This is a genomic window from Candidatus Comchoanobacter bicostacola (assembly GCF_024172705.1).
In the GTDB taxonomy this organism is placed as follows: Bacteria; Pseudomonadota; Gammaproteobacteria; order Comchoanobacterales; family Comchoanobacteraceae; genus Comchoanobacter; species Comchoanobacter bicostacola.
The window spans coordinates 692,000-710,585 of sequence record NZ_CP092900.1; the positions used below are offsets into that span (position 1 = coordinate 692,000).

The 18,586-nt window shown below is 39.2% G+C and carries 17 protein-coding genes; 11 read left to right on the forward strand and 6 right to left on the reverse strand.

The genetic code is table 11. The features are described 5' to 3' along the window. Positions 1-2 precede the first annotated feature (2 nt). Both MMH89_RS03305 and rsmH read right to left on the reverse strand, forming a co-directional pair. Positions 3-233: a hypothetical protein gene (locus MMH89_RS03305; RefSeq protein ID WP_258568030.1), complete on the reverse strand. Its 231-nt coding sequence runs from the start codon at positions 231-233 to the stop codon at positions 3-5. After that, positions 224-1,108 carry a 16S rRNA (cytosine(1402)-N(4))-methyltransferase RsmH gene (rsmH, locus tag MMH89_RS03310; RefSeq protein WP_258568031.1) on the reverse strand — a complete coding sequence of 295 codons (885 nt, stop codon included), beginning with the start codon at positions 1,106-1,108 and terminating at the stop codon, positions 224-226. The genes MMH89_RS03305 and rsmH overlap by 10 nt, the downstream gene beginning before the upstream one ends. Before the next feature lie 116 nt (positions 1,109-1,224). Here rsmH and MMH89_RS03315 point away from each other — a divergent pair, with 116 nt between their 5' ends. After that, complete coding sequence (locus MMH89_RS03315; RefSeq protein WP_258568032.1) at positions 1,225-3,855, forward strand: hypothetical protein; 2,631 nt, start codon at positions 1,225-1,227, stop codon at positions 3,853-3,855. Between the two features lie 7 nt (positions 3,856-3,862). On the opposite strand, the gene MMH89_RS03320 is transcribed toward MMH89_RS03315, so the two are convergent. Together MMH89_RS03320 and MMH89_RS03325 are read right to left on the reverse strand one after the other, a co-directional pair. Further along, positions 3,863-4,168, reverse strand: a complete 306-nt coding sequence (locus tag MMH89_RS03320) for a hypothetical protein (RefSeq protein ID WP_258568033.1) — start codon at positions 4,166-4,168, stop codon at positions 3,863-3,865. A gap of 20 nt (positions 4,169-4,188) precedes the next feature. Further along, the gene (locus MMH89_RS03325) at positions 4,189-5,553 is read right to left on the reverse strand and encodes an ankyrin repeat domain-containing protein (protein ID WP_258568034.1); all 1,365 of its coding nucleotides are present in this window, start codon (positions 5,551-5,553) and stop codon (positions 4,189-4,191) included. Positions 5,554-5,613: 60 nt separating this feature from the next. Here MMH89_RS03325 and MMH89_RS03330 point away from each other — a divergent pair, with 60 nt between their 5' ends. From MMH89_RS03330 to MMH89_RS03370, 9 genes are all read left to right on the forward strand, one after another. Then, the gene (locus MMH89_RS03330) at positions 5,614-6,804 is read left to right on the forward strand and encodes a CNNM domain-containing protein (RefSeq protein WP_258568035.1); all 1,191 of its coding nucleotides are present in this window, start codon (positions 5,614-5,616) and stop codon (positions 6,802-6,804) included. 63 nt (positions 6,805-6,867) lie between these two features. Next, positions 6,868-8,202, forward strand: a complete 1,335-nt coding sequence (locus MMH89_RS03335; RefSeq protein ID WP_258568036.1) for a signal recognition particle protein — start codon at positions 6,868-6,870, stop codon at positions 8,200-8,202. A gap of 44 nt (positions 8,203-8,246) precedes the next feature. Next, positions 8,247-9,323: a cysteine desulfurase family protein gene (locus MMH89_RS03340; RefSeq protein WP_258568037.1), complete on the forward strand. Its 1,077-nt coding sequence runs from the start codon at positions 8,247-8,249 to the stop codon at positions 9,321-9,323. Positions 9,324-9,539: 216 nt separating this feature from the next. Beyond that, entirely contained in the window at positions 9,540-9,818 is a 279-nt protein-coding gene (gene rpsP, locus MMH89_RS03345; protein ID WP_258568038.1) for a 30S ribosomal protein S16, read from the forward strand. Then, entirely contained in the window at positions 9,802-10,302 is a 501-nt protein-coding gene (locus MMH89_RS03350) for a ribosome maturation factor RimM (RefSeq protein ID WP_258568039.1), read from the forward strand. Before rpsP ends, MMH89_RS03350 begins: the two co-directional genes overlap by 17 nt. Then, complete coding sequence (gene trmD / locus MMH89_RS03355; RefSeq protein ID WP_258568040.1) at positions 10,299-11,018, forward strand: tRNA (guanosine(37)-N1)-methyltransferase TrmD; 720 nt, start codon at positions 10,299-10,301, stop codon at positions 11,016-11,018. Before MMH89_RS03350 ends, trmD begins: the two co-directional genes overlap by 4 nt. 10 nt (positions 11,019-11,028) lie before the next feature. Beyond that, positions 11,029-11,421, forward strand: a complete 393-nt coding sequence (gene rplS, locus MMH89_RS03360; RefSeq protein WP_258568041.1) for a 50S ribosomal protein L19 — start codon at positions 11,029-11,031, stop codon at positions 11,419-11,421. An 11-nt stretch (positions 11,422-11,432) separates the two neighbouring features. Continuing rightward, positions 11,433-12,602: a diphosphate--fructose-6-phosphate 1-phosphotransferase gene (locus tag MMH89_RS03365; protein WP_258568042.1), complete on the forward strand. Its 1,170-nt coding sequence runs from the start codon at positions 11,433-11,435 to the stop codon at positions 12,600-12,602. 3 nt (positions 12,603-12,605) lie between these two features. Then, entirely contained in the window at positions 12,606-16,088 is a 3,483-nt protein-coding gene (locus MMH89_RS03370) for an MFS transporter (protein ID WP_258568043.1), read from the forward strand. Here the strand turns inward: MMH89_RS03370 and MMH89_RS03375 are convergent. Further along, the gene (locus tag MMH89_RS03375; protein WP_258568044.1) at positions 16,060-17,304 is read right to left on the reverse strand and encodes an MFS transporter; all 1,245 of its coding nucleotides are present in this window, start codon (positions 17,302-17,304) and stop codon (positions 16,060-16,062) included. The genes MMH89_RS03370 and MMH89_RS03375 overlap by 29 nt on opposite strands. 116 nt (positions 17,305-17,420) lie before the next feature. Here MMH89_RS03375 and MMH89_RS03380 point away from each other — a divergent pair, with 116 nt between their 5' ends. Then, positions 17,421-17,789: a DNA polymerase III subunit chi gene (locus MMH89_RS03380; protein WP_258568045.1), complete on the forward strand. Its 369-nt coding sequence runs from the start codon at positions 17,421-17,423 to the stop codon at positions 17,787-17,789. A gap of 23 nt (positions 17,790-17,812) precedes the next feature. Here the strand turns inward: MMH89_RS03380 and MMH89_RS03385 are convergent, their stop codons facing one another. After that, entirely contained in the window at positions 17,813-18,481 is a 669-nt protein-coding gene (locus MMH89_RS03385) for a hypothetical protein (protein WP_258568046.1), read from the reverse strand. Positions 18,482-18,586: the final 105 nt, after the last annotated feature.

The following is an 18,586-nucleotide window of genomic DNA, read 5'->3' on the forward strand; positions in this document are numbered from 1 at the left end:
ATTTAGTCTATAATCAATCCTTTACGACTCATCTTATTTGGTATCCCTGCCACTAACTGATAGTAAGTAACCTTAGCCTCATTCAAATCATACTGCAACTGCTTCTTAACAACAGCATAGTCTTGTCCTTGAATAAACAGCCTCTGCCCATCTAAGCGAACAAAGAGTAAACCCATGAGCAAAAACAAATTAAAAAAGTATAAACAGGCCCGAATTCTTACTCTCATCGGCATTTTTCCATAATACGAGTATAGGCACTCCTGGACCTAATATTACTCTTAACTTCAAGTTGACTGGGCTGCTCTTTACTTAATAGTTTAAAGCCATATTGAGCGTCTTTTTTGCGATACTTTTTAATAAAATCTTTAACAGCTATATGTTCTAATCCGTGGAAACTAATAACTACGAGACGTCCTCCTACACTAAGAATCTCTGGTATCTGAGCTAATGCTTCAGTTAATACTCCAAGCTCATTATTTACAACCATACGAATGGCTTGAAATGTCTTTGTTGCTGGATGCTTTTTACCTACACGCTTACCCAGTTCTTGCTCAATAATATTAGCTAAGCAAAGCGTAGAGTTAAGCAATTGTTTATTCTTACGCGCATCAATAATTGCCCTTGCAATTCTGCGAGAGCTTCGTTCATCGCCTAATGTATAAATTGTATCTGCAAGCTCAGTTTGTGAAACAGACATTAGGTACTCATATGCCGTTAGCACCTGTGTTTGATTCATTCTCATATCTAGCGCCCCATCACGCATAAAGCTAAAGCCTCTGTTGGCTTCATCCAGCTGAGGAGAGCTAACCCCTATATCCATTAAGACACCATCAACTTTACCCAGTAGCCCTAAGCCCGATAGAGTTGAATGCATCTTCATAAATGAAGCGTGTATAACCATAACACGCTCATCACTTAAGAATCGTGTCTTTGCGTGGGCTACAGCCTCAACATCTTGATCAAAACAAATCAAGCTCCCCTTCGGACCTAACGAATCCAAAATTGCTTGACTGTGTCCTCCCCGACCATACGTCGCATCGATATAAATACCTGCAGGATTAATGGCCAAGCCATCGATACAGTTTTTTAACATGACTGGTATGTGCATATATAATTTCTCTTTTGTCTCTAGTATTTTGCAGCAAACAAAAATGATACACAAGTTCTCTTGCAGATTTAATAGTGAAGGCATAAACTATTATAGACTATCAAATGGATTGACTTATGTTCTCAGGACTTAGAGCTGGAAAAAGCTTAATGAAAAAACTATCTCCAGTCCTACTTGAGCTTATATTTGATCTCTTACTGCTCGACAGCGAAGACAAGACGACTCTAATATGCGGCCGAATTAACGAATACAATCCGACAAACAGTGAAGTCCCTCTCATTGCTAATATTGAAAAAGCAATTGAAAGCATTAAGGGCCTGATTAAAGTACGAAAAGATATTAGTACTGATGATTTACAAATTGCATTCGCCATACAAATGCTTGCGGTCGAGATCAATAAAGACGCCCCCCCTGGGGACAGCCCATCACCGATTGAGACCCGTCTATTATGTGAAGCAATTAGCCAGGAAAATCCATTAGCCTACTTAGCTGAAAAGGGTGCCTTCAGGGATACACTTAATCAAGTTATTAAGGATACACTCGCTAACTCTATAGCAACCATTTCAAGTACCACTCAAGTTGCAGCACCTGCTGCTGCTGAAGACAATGAATTTGATCTATTTAATCAACTACTTGATGGCTTACTAAGGAATCAACAAAATCATGTCTCTACAGACCTGACTAAATGGCGCGAAGCTTTTGAACCCATGCTGGGCATAGATGCAGAACAACTCCAATCCTGTACTGAATCCGCTGGTTTAATTGCAGAAGAATGGCCCAGAATACAGGGAAGTAGCCCACATGTTGCCAAGCAACAAGACACGCTTAATCTAGCTATAGCCTGTACCAAAGAATACTATGAATACCCAGCAGACGCTGAACCCCATGCAGAACTCGTCATTCAAAATCTCAGACGTACTATTAACTACATAAACAACAAGCCCTATAAAGAACGCGGCCTCAACTTTTGTACCCAGGTTATTGGTGAAACACTTTACCGATATGAGTTTTTCACTCCCATTCAATACGCACTATTTATCAATACTCAAGATCCCCAAGTACCACCTAGTATTCGGCTTGGATTTTTCATTTTTGCAGCTATTTTTTGTGCGGCTGGCCCTACCTCAAATACCAGTGCAACTAACATAAGATCACAATCTCAATTAATGGATATATTATGGCGTAATATTTTATGGCACGTAAAGAACAATGCCACTGATCATATAAACTTTTTACAATTAGCTCAGATTATTGCTTTAGCAGCTAGTGATGTTTTTCGGACCAACCAAAGCATTGACACAAGCCTAGCTGAACAAGCAGGGGACTTGCTCACTGAATTGGCAACTCATAAAATTCATCCTAATGCTATTATACCATTCTGCACAGGTCTAACCGTATTTTCATTCAACCATAACGTCCCTAAAAAAGAACATATGCTTGGTATCATACCTCTTTTTGAATGTAGCACTGAATTAATATCAACTGAAAGTCCAGATGAACCTGATAAGACCAGCATTATGAGAAAAACAGTTGAAGCACTTACGCTGGCTGCAGCTTATTATCAAAACTATAAAGACCTTCAAGAAAAACAATGCCCTCAACCAGAGATCATCTGTGCAACACGTGTTTTATTTAATCTGCTTCGCCCCGGTTATGAAAGTGCATTTGATATATCCAACGGTGACTCCTTTGTGGCTAGAGCATTAGTCGAGCTTAAAAAAGCCGTTAAAGAATCACCAGGGACCGCCATAACCTTAGAAAGCGCAAAACAAGTAATCGAGCTAATCAATGATCAAAAAACTTTATTTGAGCAGCTTTCTGTTCTGGCACTCAGCACCGTCTCCAATGACTTTTATGGGCGAATATTAGCTCAACCCTCAATAACCAACCCTATAGCTAAAGGCATCCTATTTGAAATCAGCAACAACCCTGAAGTATGGAATACTAATGACCTTCGAGCGATGTTTAGCCATGCCTTTCTACCTGATGAAACCACTGAAGGTCAGCCGGTAGAAGATCAACAATTCTGGAAATCCTTAATGAAGGCTATCTGGGATCAGTTGCCTGAAAAGACTGGATCATTTAGCGATATTTATAACAGATTGAGTCACACTGATGCGCCATTGAAACAGTTCCTACAGTTTACAATGGCTTCACTTTCATCCGACTATGCTAAGCACCTTAAACTAGGAACCTTTTATTTACCCCACAAGATTTTTGCAAGCCTTGCAAACCCCGGTAATAAAGAAGATATATGGAACGCTAAAAGTATTCCAGAATTGATCTCGGAAACCCTTAAAGACAACAGTAATCCCGCCAATCAAAAATCAGACAATTTCTTTACTCGTCCAACTGCATACACACAAAAAGTACTGAAGGTTGTCACTAACCACCCTCCCATCAGACACTTAACCCGTAATACCATTAAATTATTCAGCAGCCACCTATTAACTGCACATATCATATCCAATACTACAATCACAGCTGCTGTTGCATTAACCTGCTATTTATCCAGCATCAGCCTCTATATTCCATATCTAGCACTTGGATTTCTAAGTCTCAACTTATTCAGTATTGGCACACAATATTTATTTGCAAAACTATTTTTAAATCAATTCAAGAAAAATACACCTATTGATCAAGTATTTTCTAATGAACTGATCGATAAAGTGATCAAAACCGTACAAACACCGATCCCAAAAAGCACAACCCCCTCACCGTCAACGACCCCAGCTCCAGGCGCATAAACTTGGGTTAGGCAAAAATCTGCATGACATCTGGATCAATAGTGATTAATGAAAGTGAAGATACAACGCCTCCAATCACAAATAAAGTGACCACACTCTCCACCCGCTCAACAACACGCTCCTGATAGTATTCAGCATAACGATAGACTGCAAAACACATCATAAGTAACCCAGAATACAAACATACTGATTGTAGTAATGATGAAAATGATTGCACCACTGTAAACAAATTAGAGTATTGTTTTACTTTAATTACCGAATAAGGACGTGACGCCATGACACAAGAACCTATCAAAAAAATCAAATATAACATAAAAAAAAACCACTTAAGTATTATCTTGGAAAAATGCAGTGACTCTCTGGAATCTCAACCTTTAAGGCACATTTTTTATCATAATAACACGTCACTTTTAACGATTCAATTCTAGCACGCGGCCCCTCCAATTCTGGCAATCTAAGCGGGTTCTCGTCTTGAATCATCCAACCTTTTTGAATTGGATTAATGAAACTTAATATCTTCGCCCTAATTTCAATAGGTAAGTAAATACCGGCGTGACTGCTAACCCTATTAAAACAGCCATACACAAGCACTACCCACTCTAATATTTTTGTTGAAGCAACCTCAAACTTAGGCTGCCATATATCCCAAAAAATTTGAGGCGTTAAACGCTCTATGCTAGCCTCAACAGATTGCTGCTGCAAATTCAAGAAGCCCTTAGCGACTAATCCAGGTATCAAACTTTGATAAAATGACTTATGCTTCGTAAAGACCCAATCTGCCGGTAATCTGTTAGAAAAATGACCAGGGCACATTGATGATTGCTCTTCATAATAGCTCTGATCTTTTATATGATTCAGCACAAATACAATATTGCTCTTATTAGTCTCATTAACAGGAATATCCGCAGCCCCGCATTCTAGATTGATATCAAACAACATTTTATTTAGGATATAGGGAAGCTCCAGGTCTTTTCTCGTCCAATCAACCCAGCTTAATACTGACTTAATAGACGCTGGATTACCCTTTAAGGTCAAAATGTGTAGCGGGCAAAGTGATTGTGAATTTCCTGCTACCTTATGACCACAATCTTTGAATTTCTGCTTTTTACCCAGTAAATACTGCATCATGTCTTGAGCTTGACCCCAAGCTAATTTTTGCGCCCCCGTTCCTTGTTTATCATTGGGAAGACCTGAAAAATGAGGCGCCATAATAGCATAAAATGGCAAACTGAACCAATGTAGGTTGCGAGTTACACCCTCTTTAGTCTTCTTATACTTATCACCCTGTAGTAAAGTTTGAATTGTACTAGGCAACTTAAACTGTCGACACATAGCATCCCAATCTCGATCCTGAACAGGATAGTCAGACCTTGCATTTAATACGGCACCCGCGCCAACCAAGAACTTCAATATCTCTAACTGACCATGTAAAACAGCAAGTCGGGCTGCTGTAAAACCTTCATGTGTGACAGCATTGACTTTCTTATTGCTTTTTTCAACTAAACGCTTCACGGCTACTAAGTCATGATTACAAACTGCATGCATTAATTCTGTGGGCTTCTCAACAATGTACCGAAGCGCCTTTGTTTGATCTGTATATGATTGTTCTTTAGAAAAAGGAGCCCAATAGTAATAAGTAGCAACCAACAGCAAGGCGATAACTGCTAACAATATCCATGCAAGAATAATATCAACCATAATTTTATATTTATTGTAAACTTACATACAAAAATACATTATTTCTTGTTATAATGCAATATGTTTATTGGAATCACACTGACGTTACTCTTATTTTCAGCCTTCTTCTCAGGGACTGAAACTGCAGTGATGGCGTTAAATCACTATCGTGTCAAATCAGATGCTGAAGATGGCATTCATCCAGCCAGACAATTAAAAGCATATATTGATCAGCCAGAGTATTTTCTTAGTATTGTTTTACTGGGGAATACACTATGCAATATAGCTGCCGCTTCTATCTTTACCCTCTGGCTCCAACAATTAACACAAGAGGGATCCATTATAGCGATTGGCACATTATCTCTTTCATTATTTATTTTGATATTTTGTGAAATGCTCCCCAAAACCATTGCCGCTAAAAATAGCTATATTTTTGCTACTCGTGTTCTCCCTATACTCAGACTTTGTGAACTCATTTTATACCCACTCCTCAAACCCTTAAACTGGATCACTCAGTACTACTCAACCATTAAGCAAGAACATATGACTGAGCACGACATGCGTCGAATTGTTCGCACAGCTGCAAAACAACTACCTAAATATGACCGACTCATGCTTGAGGGTATCTTAGACCTTAGTCACACCACGGTAGAATCCTTAATGACGCCTATGCACCTTATCCACATAACCACTCCAACAGAGCTACAAAGAATAAAGGATAAAGCACAGTCAATAAAAGAAAACTTCGTCCTCGTTCAAGAACATGAAAATAGTGAGCACATCCTTGGTCTAATTAAAATAAACCAACATACAATAGACATCAAAGATAACGAGATGATCCCGCCTTACTATGTCCAAGAAGGTACGCTGTTAAGCACCCAACTTATGAATTTTCAAAAAGACGATCAAACGACTTGTATCGTGATTAATGAGTATGGGAAAATAATTGGCGTCCTAGAAATTCAAGAAATTCTAGCTGAAATTTTAGGAGACTCTAACGAAAAAATACTCTACCCCGTTGGCGCAATTCGCATCAGCGCCAACAATCAGATTGCAATCAAACCCCAAACAAGAGTACGAGACCTAAACCGAAAACTAAATTGGGACTTGCCTAAACACCATGCACGAACTATATCCGGACTCGTCATACACGAGATTGGCTGCCTACCCGATGGGCCCTGCTGCATCCTGATCAAAGATATAGAGTTTACAGTGACTCATATCTTCGACAACAAAATTTTATGGATACAAGCGCATCCAAGGAAACAATAACTAATGATTGAAGTCAAGATAGCGTTATTGTAAATTATTGAGACTCAAAAAACACGAACAGACATGTATAGAACTCTTGCCAAAAAGCTTTCCAATATATTCAGACAAAAACATGTCACCCAAAAAGATATTGATGCTGCGCTACTTGAAATCGAAAAGGCATTAATTGATGCCGATGTTGCACTTGAATCCATCAATGCCTTAAAGATTCATTTAATGCATAAAATGAGTCATCTAGAAACCATTGAAAACCTGGATATTCAATCTCAACTCATGAACGAGGTTAGGCAAGGATTACTTGAACTGTTAGAAAGCCCTACCCCACCAATTACCATTCAACCCAACAAATTACATACAATCATGTTTGTTGGTTTACAAGGTGCAGGTAAAACAACGACCTGTGCTAAACTTGCCAACCAACTTAAAACCCAGGGTCATCATAAGATCTTGATGTGTTCTACCGATACATTTAGACCCGCTGCAATGGAGCAACTAAAAACACTAGCTGATTCTGCTCAGGTTGATTACTTTGATGCAAACACCAGTGATGCACCTGAATCAATCAGTGCTCAAGCAAAAGCCTATGCACAAAATAACCAGTACCAAATCTTAATCATTGATACTGCTGGCCGACTCGAGGTAGATGAGGCCCGTATGAATGAAGCTGCACTCATTCACAAAACAGTTCAGCCCCAAGAGTGCTTATATGTTATAGACAGTATGATTGGACAAAGTGCGTTACAGGTTGCTAAAACATTCCATAAAAAGCTCCCTCTTACTGGTGTCATTCTTACCAAGACTGACTCTGATACCAAAGGTGGCGTCGCACTCTCAGTTAAGCAAGTCACTCAAAAACCTATATTGTGGCTAGGTAGCGGCGAACATATTGATCAGCTTGAACCCTTTGACCCCAAGCAAGTTGTTGATCAAATCCTTGATATGGGTGACATCATGACACTGGCAAAGCGTGCTGAAAAACATATTGATCAAGATAAAGCCAAGCAGATGACTCAAAGAATGCAAAAGGGTCAGTTTACATTTGAAGACATGCTCGGCATGATGGACCAAATGAGTGCTCTAGGCGGCGCTAAATCAATCCTGCAGATGCTACCCGGGAGCTCACAAATACCACAGCATATGCTAGATATGGCTGATGATAAAAAATTCATTCCAATTAGAGCACTTATAGAGTCTATGACGGCTAAAGAAAGAAACAACCCCATGCTTGTATTCAACCAAAAAACACGTCAACTTCGAATTAAAAAAGGCTCTGGACGCACAAATTCAGAATTTAATGAATTAAAAAAGATGTATAGCAAAATAGAAAAGATGATGTCAAAAATGAAGAAAAGCAGATTCAAGGATCAAATGGCCAACTTCATGAACCCAGAAAATTGACATCTCAACCACAAAGCAATATAATAAAAAAAACTTTATAAGCAATGATTTACCTAGACTACGCCGCAAACACACCCTTAGATGACCGCATAAAAAGCCAGCTACATTATTGGTATTCACTCTCTGGCAATGCACAATCTAAACAAATGACTCAACTTAATGAGATCATTGCACACAGTAAAAATCAAATTGCTAGCTATATTAATGGGAACTCTGACTCAGTTTATTTTACATCCGGTGCAACTGAGTCAATAAACTTAGCGTTACTCGGCTCTGCTCGTTACTATCAACATAGTGGAAACCACATTATTACCTTTGAAACAGAGCACAGCGCGACACTCAATGCCTGCAAGCAGCTTGAGTTAGAGGGGTTTCAAGTGTCTATATTGCCTGTCAAACCCAACGGAGCAATTGATTACCAGCTTCTTAAAGAGGCCTGCAACTCAAATACCATCCTAGTCTCAATTAACCATATCTGCAACGAGACTGGCTTCATACAAGACTTGAAACCACTCATTGAATTAAAAAACCAGCTTGGCTTTATGTTACACATTGATTGTAGCCAAACTGTTGGAAAAGAAACATTTGATGCACGCACAACACCTGCAGACTTTATTACGCTTTCTTCACACAAATGTTATGGCCCTTCAGGTATTGCTGCACTTTACATTCAGCCAAACCGCCATGTAAGACCTCTGATTTATGGCAATGACCCTATCCGACCTGGGACCCCCTCTGTAGGACTTATTGGAATGATGGGTGCTGCATATGAAATAGCACATCAAGCACTTAAACAAGACCAAGCGCACGCGATGCATTTAAGAGAACAATTCCTCTCCAAGATCAAAATACCCTATTACATACACACTCAAGACGGTGTAGCTGAAATTATTAATATCTGCTTCCACACGTTAAGCGAGCAAAAAATAGCACATATCCTATCCAAGATATATTGTCAGCAAAGCGCATCATGTCATCAACAAGGGCTCTCACATGTTTTATCAGCTCGAAATATCCACCCATCTGATATAAAGCGCAGTATTAGACTTTCAATAGGTCGAGTGACCACCCAAGCAGAAATTGATCAAGCACTACACATTATCAATACGCTCAACTCATAATACTCAGAAAATTTGATACCGTATCCGAATACAAACATGGAAGCCCTAAAGTAGGCTCCCTAATAATAGCTAGAAGACAAAGCTTAACTCCTCAAATTTATAAATATCACCTCATCTCAGCTACCTGAATCTATAGACCCTGCATTTAAGGCTTTACTTTACATAAAAAAAAAGATAAATTATGGTCAAATAATTGAACTTAGAGGTAAACTCAACATGGTAAAAATACGTTTAGCAAGGCATGGCAGGAAAAAAAAGCCATTCTACCAAATCGTTGTTGCAGATCAAAGATTCTCAAGAAACGGTCGTTTCATTGAGAAAATTGGTTACTACAATGGGCTACGTGACAACTTCAGTGAGTGCAAATTAGACATCGAGCGCATTGAATATTGGATTGGCGTTGGCGCTGCTCCTACCCCACAGGTAGCATCTATCTATAAAAACATGAAAAATAGACCTACAACCAACACACAAGTGGATGCAGAGTCAAAATAACACATCTGATTTAGTTCACATAGGCCACCTTGGAACCGCACACGGAATCAAGGGTGGTCTTTCTATTTTTAGCTATACGACACCTGCTGAATTGATTAGCCAGCTTGAGATCCAAACGAATAGCAGACAGATCCAAATCATTAAATTTGAGCAACATACCAAAAAGAATGTTGTCTACATCCAGGGGGTATCTTCAAGGTGTGATGCTGAGCAACTCAACAACACAAATATCTATACCAATAAAACAGATTTTTTTGAGCACTATCCTGAACAAATTCTAAATGATTTTTGTGCTCAGTATATACTTAAAGATTGTAACGGACGACCCATTGGCACCATTGAATATATTGAAGAGCTTGAGAATATCCTCATGGCATCAGTACAGCACGACGAACTCAACAGAAAACTTTGCGTTTCTCCCCAGTATATTCATGAAATAAACCACAAACAGCAATTTATCCAAATCAACTACTCGCCCGAATGATTATTAACCTTATCACTCCACTCCCAGAAATCGTTGAGCTATGCCGCTTTGGCATACTTGGAAAAGCGATAGAGCAAGAAAAGGTTAAAATTAATATGATTAATATTAGAGACTTCAGCGCTAGAAAGGATAGAAGGATCGATGATACAACCTATGGTGGCGGTGCGGGCATGGTAATCACTCCAGAGCCAGTCTATCAAGCCATACAAACCTGCCAGCCAAGCCACATTATTCAACTTGACCCCAAAGGGACTCAACTCACTCAAAATAAAGTACAACAATTAGCTAGCTTCACTAACATTACATTACTGTGCGGGCGGTATGAAGGAATTGATCACAGAATTGATAGCTACATTGATGAGTATATTTCTATCGGTGATTACGTATTATCAGGCGGCGACATTCCCGCGCTTGCGCTGATTGACGCAATTACACGACTCCTTCCAGGAGCAATGAGCAACCCTGACTCACATCTAAATGACTCTTTTAGCTCAGATCTCTTAGATCATAATCATTATACAAGGCCGCAAGCTTGGCGCAATCAAATGGTTCCAGAAGTACTTTTACAAGGCAATCACAAAGAAATTGATGCCTATCGTAGGATGTCAGCAATCGGCAATACCTGGTTAAATAGGCCCGATTTACTGATTGGTAAAAAATTTTCGCAAAATGAGCTTGCATTATTTATGAAATTTGTGCAAAATCATAACGAATGAGGTGAATGATATGAGTATATTACTGAAAAAATTTGAAGATAAGCAATTAAAACAGCATGATGGTTTAACATACCACCCTGGTGATACATTGGCAGTAGTCGTCCAAATTGAGGAAGGCTCCAAAGTACGATCCCAAAAGTTTGAAGGTCTACTAATTGCCAAAAGAGACAGAGGGGTAAATACATCCTTTACACTTCGAAAGAAGTCTTATGGTGAAGGTGTAGAGCGTACATTTTTCCTAAACAGTCCCAATATCAAAAGCATTGAGGTATTGCGAAGAGGTAAAGTACGTAGAGGTAAACTTTACTATCTCCGTAGTTTAAGTGCGAAGGCTGGTAGAATTGCAGAAAAGATTCAACATAATAAAAGAAAAAAAGCAGCTAATACAGACTCGACTTCCTAAAGTATGCGAAAATGAGCGCAGCACAAGGCAATATTCTTTTTTCCCACTCAGGTGGAGTAAGTTGCCTTGTGAATATCGTTGCATCAACGCTACATAACCATAAAGACAAGCAAAAGCTTTTTATTTGTCGAAATGGTATATCCGGGCTCAAAGCACATCAGTGGCACTTATCTGATGATTTTACACACTGGCAACAAATAGCTCAATCCCCAGCTAGTGCATTTGGCTCTAGTCGAGTTTATGTCCCTAATGTAACAGACAATGCTCTGTTTTATGAGCAGCTGTTTACCCAATTTAAGAAAGACAACATCACTACATTTTTATGTAATGGGGGCAATCAGTCCCAAAACATTGTGCGAAGAATTCATCAAGCAGCAAAAGCCTTAAACTTTCCACTAACCTGTATTGGTATACCTAAAACCATAGATAATGATATTTTACAAACAGATACCTGCATAGGGTTTGGATCCGCTGCTAAATATACGGCCATATCCATGCTAGAAGCTAGTCTCGACCTCCAATCTATGTGTCATTCTGCTTCGCAAGTTGTTATTTATCAAGCAATGGGGCGAAATAGTGGTTGGTTAGCCGCTGCGAGCAAATTAGCAAGCTTAATCAGTCCTAATACCCCCCACATGGTTCTAGTACCTGAAGCAGATATTCAACAAACAAACATTCTAAACTATGCTGATGATATACTTACTAAATACAACCACCTGACGATTTGTATCGCCGAAGGCGTATCTCTAGGGGGCGACAGCAATCTTCCACCAGGCTACCAATTAAACCAACTAATCGAAAACCATTTAAACACACAAAACCACGTTGTTATACCAGATTATCTACAAAGATCAGCACGCCATATTGCATCTACTACAGACATCGATCAAGCACGTCAGCTTACCCTAGAGGCACTCAAACTTGCCAAGTTGGGATATTCTGATATAATGACTACAATAGTAAGAGAAAAAGATACACCTTATTTATGGTCAGTTGGCCACATAGAATTAGAAAAAGTTGCAGGATATGAGAAAAAACTACCCAGTCACTTTATCGAAGAAAACCAGATGAATGTTAATGATACATGCATTGATTTCTTAAAACCACTGATCCAAGGCGAAGCTTATCCGACTTACCTTAATGGAATGCCAAATTATTACCCTATGAAACTTTGGAGTTAAGCAATGATTAACACATTAGATTTATTGAAAACTAGAAAATTTCTACCACTCTTTATTACACAAATGTTTAATGCGCTGAATGACAATATTCTGCGAAGCTCGATTACTGCCTTCATTACCTTCCAGTTATTAGATAACGATTCTATACGCTCTAACTTTTGGACATCCATAGCTACCGCTATGTTTATACTACCTACTCTGCTTTTTTCTTCTATAGCTGGAGATCTTGCTGATAAATACAAAAAAGTTACTATTTTAAGATCCGTAAAAGTAGCTGAGCTACTGATTGTATTGGTCACATCTGTACTTCTTTTTGGAGACGCTACCAGCCCCTCTAGCTTAATGCTCTGCGTTTTTTTAATGGGTACGCATGCAGCAGTCTTTAGCCCTGCGAAATTCTCATATCTACCTGAGTACCTTGAGTCAGATGAACTACTTCCTGCAAATGGTTTAATTGAAGGCTCTACCTTTATAGCCATCGCCATGGGAGTCTCACTAGGGTCCTTGGTTGGAATTAGTTCATTAGGGGTATCCTTTATTTCAACTACACTCTTTGCCCTATCTATCTCTGGTCTTATTGCTAGCTTTATTATACCATCAAATCGAGCTCAAAACCCTGATATTAAAGTGCGTAAAAACTTTATATCAGCGACACAACAACAAATAGAAAGCGTGCACCAACATGATAATATTTGGCTTCCTATCATAGGAATCTCATGGTTTTGGGTTACTGCTACTATCTACTCGGCCAACTTAATTAACTATGTACAATTTAACTTACACGCAAACTTATCAGTTTTTGCGCTGTTAAATACTATTTTTACGATTGGCATTGGAATAGGATCTCTGACATGTAACAAAATAATGAAAGGCGCTATTCATACACGACTGGTACCTATTAGCCTGTTTACCACTTCAGTTTTTGGGCTCCACTTATTTTACAGTACGGGTTCGATTATCTCTGGTAATGAGCTTGCTAGCGTAGGTTCATTTCTGTCATCTTTTCATAGTTATAGCATAATGTTTGATCTTCTCATGATTTCGATTGCAGCTGGTATTTATGTCGTACCGCTCTATGCTATTTTACAAAAGAACAGCCCTCTAGAAAAATGTGCGAGAATCATGGCCGCTACAAACGTTATTAATGCGCTCTTTATGATCCTTGCTACGATTGCATCGTTTATATTTTTAACTATTTTAAAACTCTCTGTGATCAGTTTATATTTAACGCTAGCTCTTGTGAACCTAACATTAAGTATTTATCTATGTAAAATGCTACCCCTTTCTAGTATAAAGCCCTATGCTGCTAAAGTTGTTGCATGGCTGTTTTCTGTTCAAGTAAGTGGATTAGAACATTTCCAGGCCTCTGGGAAAAGAGTGGTTGTTATTTGTAACCACATTACATTTATCGATACGATATTTTTAACACTTTTCTTACCAGGTCAGTATATATTTGCAGTTAATACGGATATTGCAAAGCTATGGATTGTAAGATTTATCCGCAACTTTGTAGAATGCCATGAAATAGATCCGACAAACCCTATTCGTACAAAAACCATTGCAAAACGCATCGAGAAAGGCCAACCGTGCATTATATTCCCAGAAGGACGATTAACGAACACTGGGAATATAATGAAAGTGTATAGTGGTCCTGTTGCTATCGCAGAGTGGGCTGATGCAAACATTATTCCTGTTAATCTAGGTGGAGACCTCAAATTCAATATCTTCTCTAGACTCAAGGGAATCTTTAAACTTAGATTATTTACACCAGTTACTATCACGGTACTCCCTGTCTTCAAATTACAACCTGGTGCTGACAACATCAGTAGCAAAGAACGTCGTGAGCTTCATGTACAGCAAATTTATGAAAAGATGGTGCAAAGCAGCTATATTGGCCATGACCGCCGAGATCTATATAGTGAGCTACGCCATGCTACAGTAAACCATGGTGGATCCCATGTTATTTTAGAAGACTTTACCCGTAAACAACTTACCTATAGATCGCTTCTCCTTAAGACGCAAATCTTAGGTAAAGCTTTACTGCAAGACACACAAGATGAGTCTTATATTGGGGTATTACTCCCCAATACAAGTACCTGTGCTGTTACTGTATTAGCACTACATGCTTACCGGAAGGTTCCTGCTATGATCAATTATACTGCTGGCGCTAGCGCTATGGCTGCAAGTTGTGTCACCAGCAATATAAAAATACTGATTACTTCTAGACAGTTTATTGCTAAGGCAGAGTTAACTGATGAGTTAAAAGCAATGCGCAAACATCTAAAACAGGTTATTTTCTTAGAAGATATTGCTAAGCAAATTTCAACGTTAGATAAGATATCTGGTGCACTACGTTACCTCACCCTCGATCGGTTTTACCGTAACAACCCACAGTATGTACCCCATATTGATGCGCCAGCAGTCGTACTATTTACCTCAGGCTCTGAGGGCACACCCAAAGGTGTGGTCCTTTCACATAGAAACATTACTGCCAATAAAATTCAGTCCTTGGCACTTATGGATCTCAACCCATTAGACTCCATGTTTAATGCACTACCTATGTTCCATGCATTTGGCTTTACACTGGGAACTCTTACACCGATTATGTGTGGAATAAAAACCTTTTTATATCCAAACCCAAAACAGTTTTCAACAGTGGTTGACTTCGTTTACGACACACGATCTACGATTCTAATTGGAACCAATACATTCTTAAATGCGTACTTAAAAGTATCTACACCATATGACTTTGCCAAATTAAGAATTGTATTTGCAGGTGGTGAAAAGCTCCAAACGGATACTTATGATAGCTGGCTAACACAGCGCGGTATTTTAATTTTAGAAGGCTATGGCGCTACTGAGGGTGCTCCTGTATTCAGTGTTAATACAACCATGCACTTCAAACCAGGCACAGTGGGTAGACTCCTTCCAGGTATTGAATATAGGTTCAACCCCTTCCCAGGTGTTACCAATGGGGGTGAACTCTGTGTCCGTGGTGAAAACATTATGCTCGGATATTTATATCATGACACCCCTGGAAAAATTACGCCACTGCCTAATGGCTGGTATGATACAGGGGATGTTGTTAAAGTTGATGAACAGGGCTACTTAACTATTGTAGACCGAGTTAAGCGCTTTGCTAAGGTGTCCGGTGAAATGATATCACTCAGTGCTATTGAAAACGAAGTTGCTATTTGTTGGCCAGACCAGAGGCATGGGGTCATCAGCATCCAAGATACCCGACGTGGCGAAAAATTAGTTCTAGTTACCGAAAAACAAGATGCTAATCGTTCTGAGCTTGCTAAAAAACTAAAAGAAAATGGTGTTAGCCCATTAGCAGTTCCGAGTCAAATTGAAACAATTAAGCAAATTCCATTGCTAGGAACAGGTAAAATAGACTATCCAAAGGTTATGAACTTTATCAAGAACCTACCGGGAAAGGCAATTAAAGGTCAGATTAAAGACCCTTCTTCTGGGGAAGAGTAGTCAGCGTTTCGTTTAGTTGGTAAGCTGCCAGAAAACTTAATAGTAGCGCTAGTGGAAATAGTGCTACTGCATTGGTATATGCAGAAACTTCATAAACTCTGATCCCTGAGTCCAACTGCCCCTTCCACGATAGGTCTAAAACAAAACCAATAGCAGGCATTGCTATTGTACCACACAAAATTGACCACATATTGCAAAAAGCAATGGATACACCTGAAACATCATCACCATTGATCTCCCCTGCTTTTGCATAAGCCAATACTAAGCCTGTGTTTGACATACCATACAGCATTAAGCATGTATAGATACCCATTGCACTCAAACTATTAATGTACAACACGGGCAAAATAAATAATAAACTTAAAACCGACGATGTCATCATTATTTGTCTTCTTTGGCCTAAGTAATCCGATAAAAATCCGGTACAAACACCACCTATGGCCCAACCAATAAAGATCATACTTACAGCAATACTTGCCTCATGCTCACTGATGACAGAATTGGTATGTGTGAGGTAGTCTACACCCCAGAATTCTCCAAAGGCTGCTGTTGGTAAATAAATTAAACCTGCATATAATGCGTTATACCAAGTTTGTGTATTACTCATTACTTTTTTTAGTCCTGCTAGTAATGATACATCATTAACAGGCTGCTCCTCATGCTGTGATTGTAAGAAAATGAGCATAAAAACAATCAATGCTAAAGTAGCCATTGATAATAACTTAAGCACCCCCCTCCACTCATAATTAACCAGCAAGAGACTGACTAACCCACTACCTAGCGCAGCACCTAGCATACCCATGACCTGGGTTAGAGCTGCAAATGTCGCTAAATAGCGCCTGTCAAGCCATGCCATAGCCAGCTTCATTGTCACCACAAATGTAAATGCACCGGCAATGCCCTGTAGACCACGCGCAAAGAGTGCACTACTCATTGAATGCGCCTCTGAAAACCACTGGTTACCCATCAAGAACAGGACCGAGGTAATGATTAGCACCTTATGTGCAGCATAACGATCTACGATTCGACCGACAAAGAGTTGCATCACTAAATATGGATAGTAAAAACCAGCAGCAATCTGGCCTAATTCAGATGCATTGACTGACAAACTGTGCATCAGTGGTGTATGCATTACACTAACTGCAACTCGGCAGATATATTGCATCAAAAAACTAGATGCCCCTAGAAACCACATAAATACGCCAAAAACATTCATACTCTTATTATCTCAAGTTAACCGACTGGATTTAATGTAACATACTCTTATACGCATCGCTACTTGCCAGCATGGCATAGGTATGCTATCAATGTTGTAACTTAAGTGTATCAACCATGATTAAATTTCACATCCATGAATCCAGCCCAAAAGATTGGCAAGCATTAGCAGGCTATATTGAATCCATCTGGCCCCAAAAAAATCTATGCATTGTTTGTGAACTAGAAGATAAAAATGATATTCAAAGAGCGATTTGGAAGCTGCCTAAACGCTTCATCGCTATTGATGACACACCTGTCAACTCATCGGTTATCTATATAACCTCTGAGCTACCAAGCTCTCAATATGACTGTGTAATCAATACATCTGATCAACAGTTACAGCATGTTAATATTGAATGGGTTCAGCGAGACAAGCAGCTCGCTAGAAACCGTTATAAACACTGGAAAAGTGTCAATAAAACAATAGAAATTGTCAATCATTAAAATACATTATTTTGATTAAAAAATTACAGATTCTTCGTACTTTGAGCGGCGTTATGATCGATACTGCTACCATCGTTATCACCTAATTCCATAGCAACCACAGCTTCTTGAAGATAATCATTTCGCCCAGCTACCGCGCTGGGATCTGCGCTATGATCGTCTTTTAGTGGGTTAGCACGCACACATAATTGTTCAGCTTCTTCACGATTTTCAATCAGTTTTGGCAGCGCCTCCTGCATCATCTTAGCGATGTCATCTTTCTCTTCCTGTTCTGAAATAGCGCCAGTGCTCTCTTCATTGAGCGCATGACTGATAAGTGGTGCAATCTGTGAATCCAAACTTCCGTCAAATGATTGGCTTAAAATAGAATGTAATGCAACTTTATCATGCTTTATAAATGCCTCTTTCAGTGCACTTAACTTAGAGATATTAACTGACCACATAGCTGCCCCTGGCTGTAACTGAGGCATCATGCCATGGCCGCTTTTATTCTTAGACGATTGTTCTTGTCTGGCCTTAACCTCTGAGCTTTTCTCCGCAAGACCCTCTATGATCATAAATGCAATATTTAAGCACTCTTTAGCTTTAAGAGGTTCTGTATTACCTTTCCCAAACATCTCCTTTACATCTTGTGGTAGATGCTTATGGTTGCTTTTCCCAAATTCTAACAATTCTTCATACATTGTTGCCATGTGCTTCTCCAATATCATTGATCATGTTATAGAGCGAAACGTCTTACTGTCAGAATTATTTTGTTTCAAGGTCAATATATTTGCACTCTAACTGTCTGGGGGGTA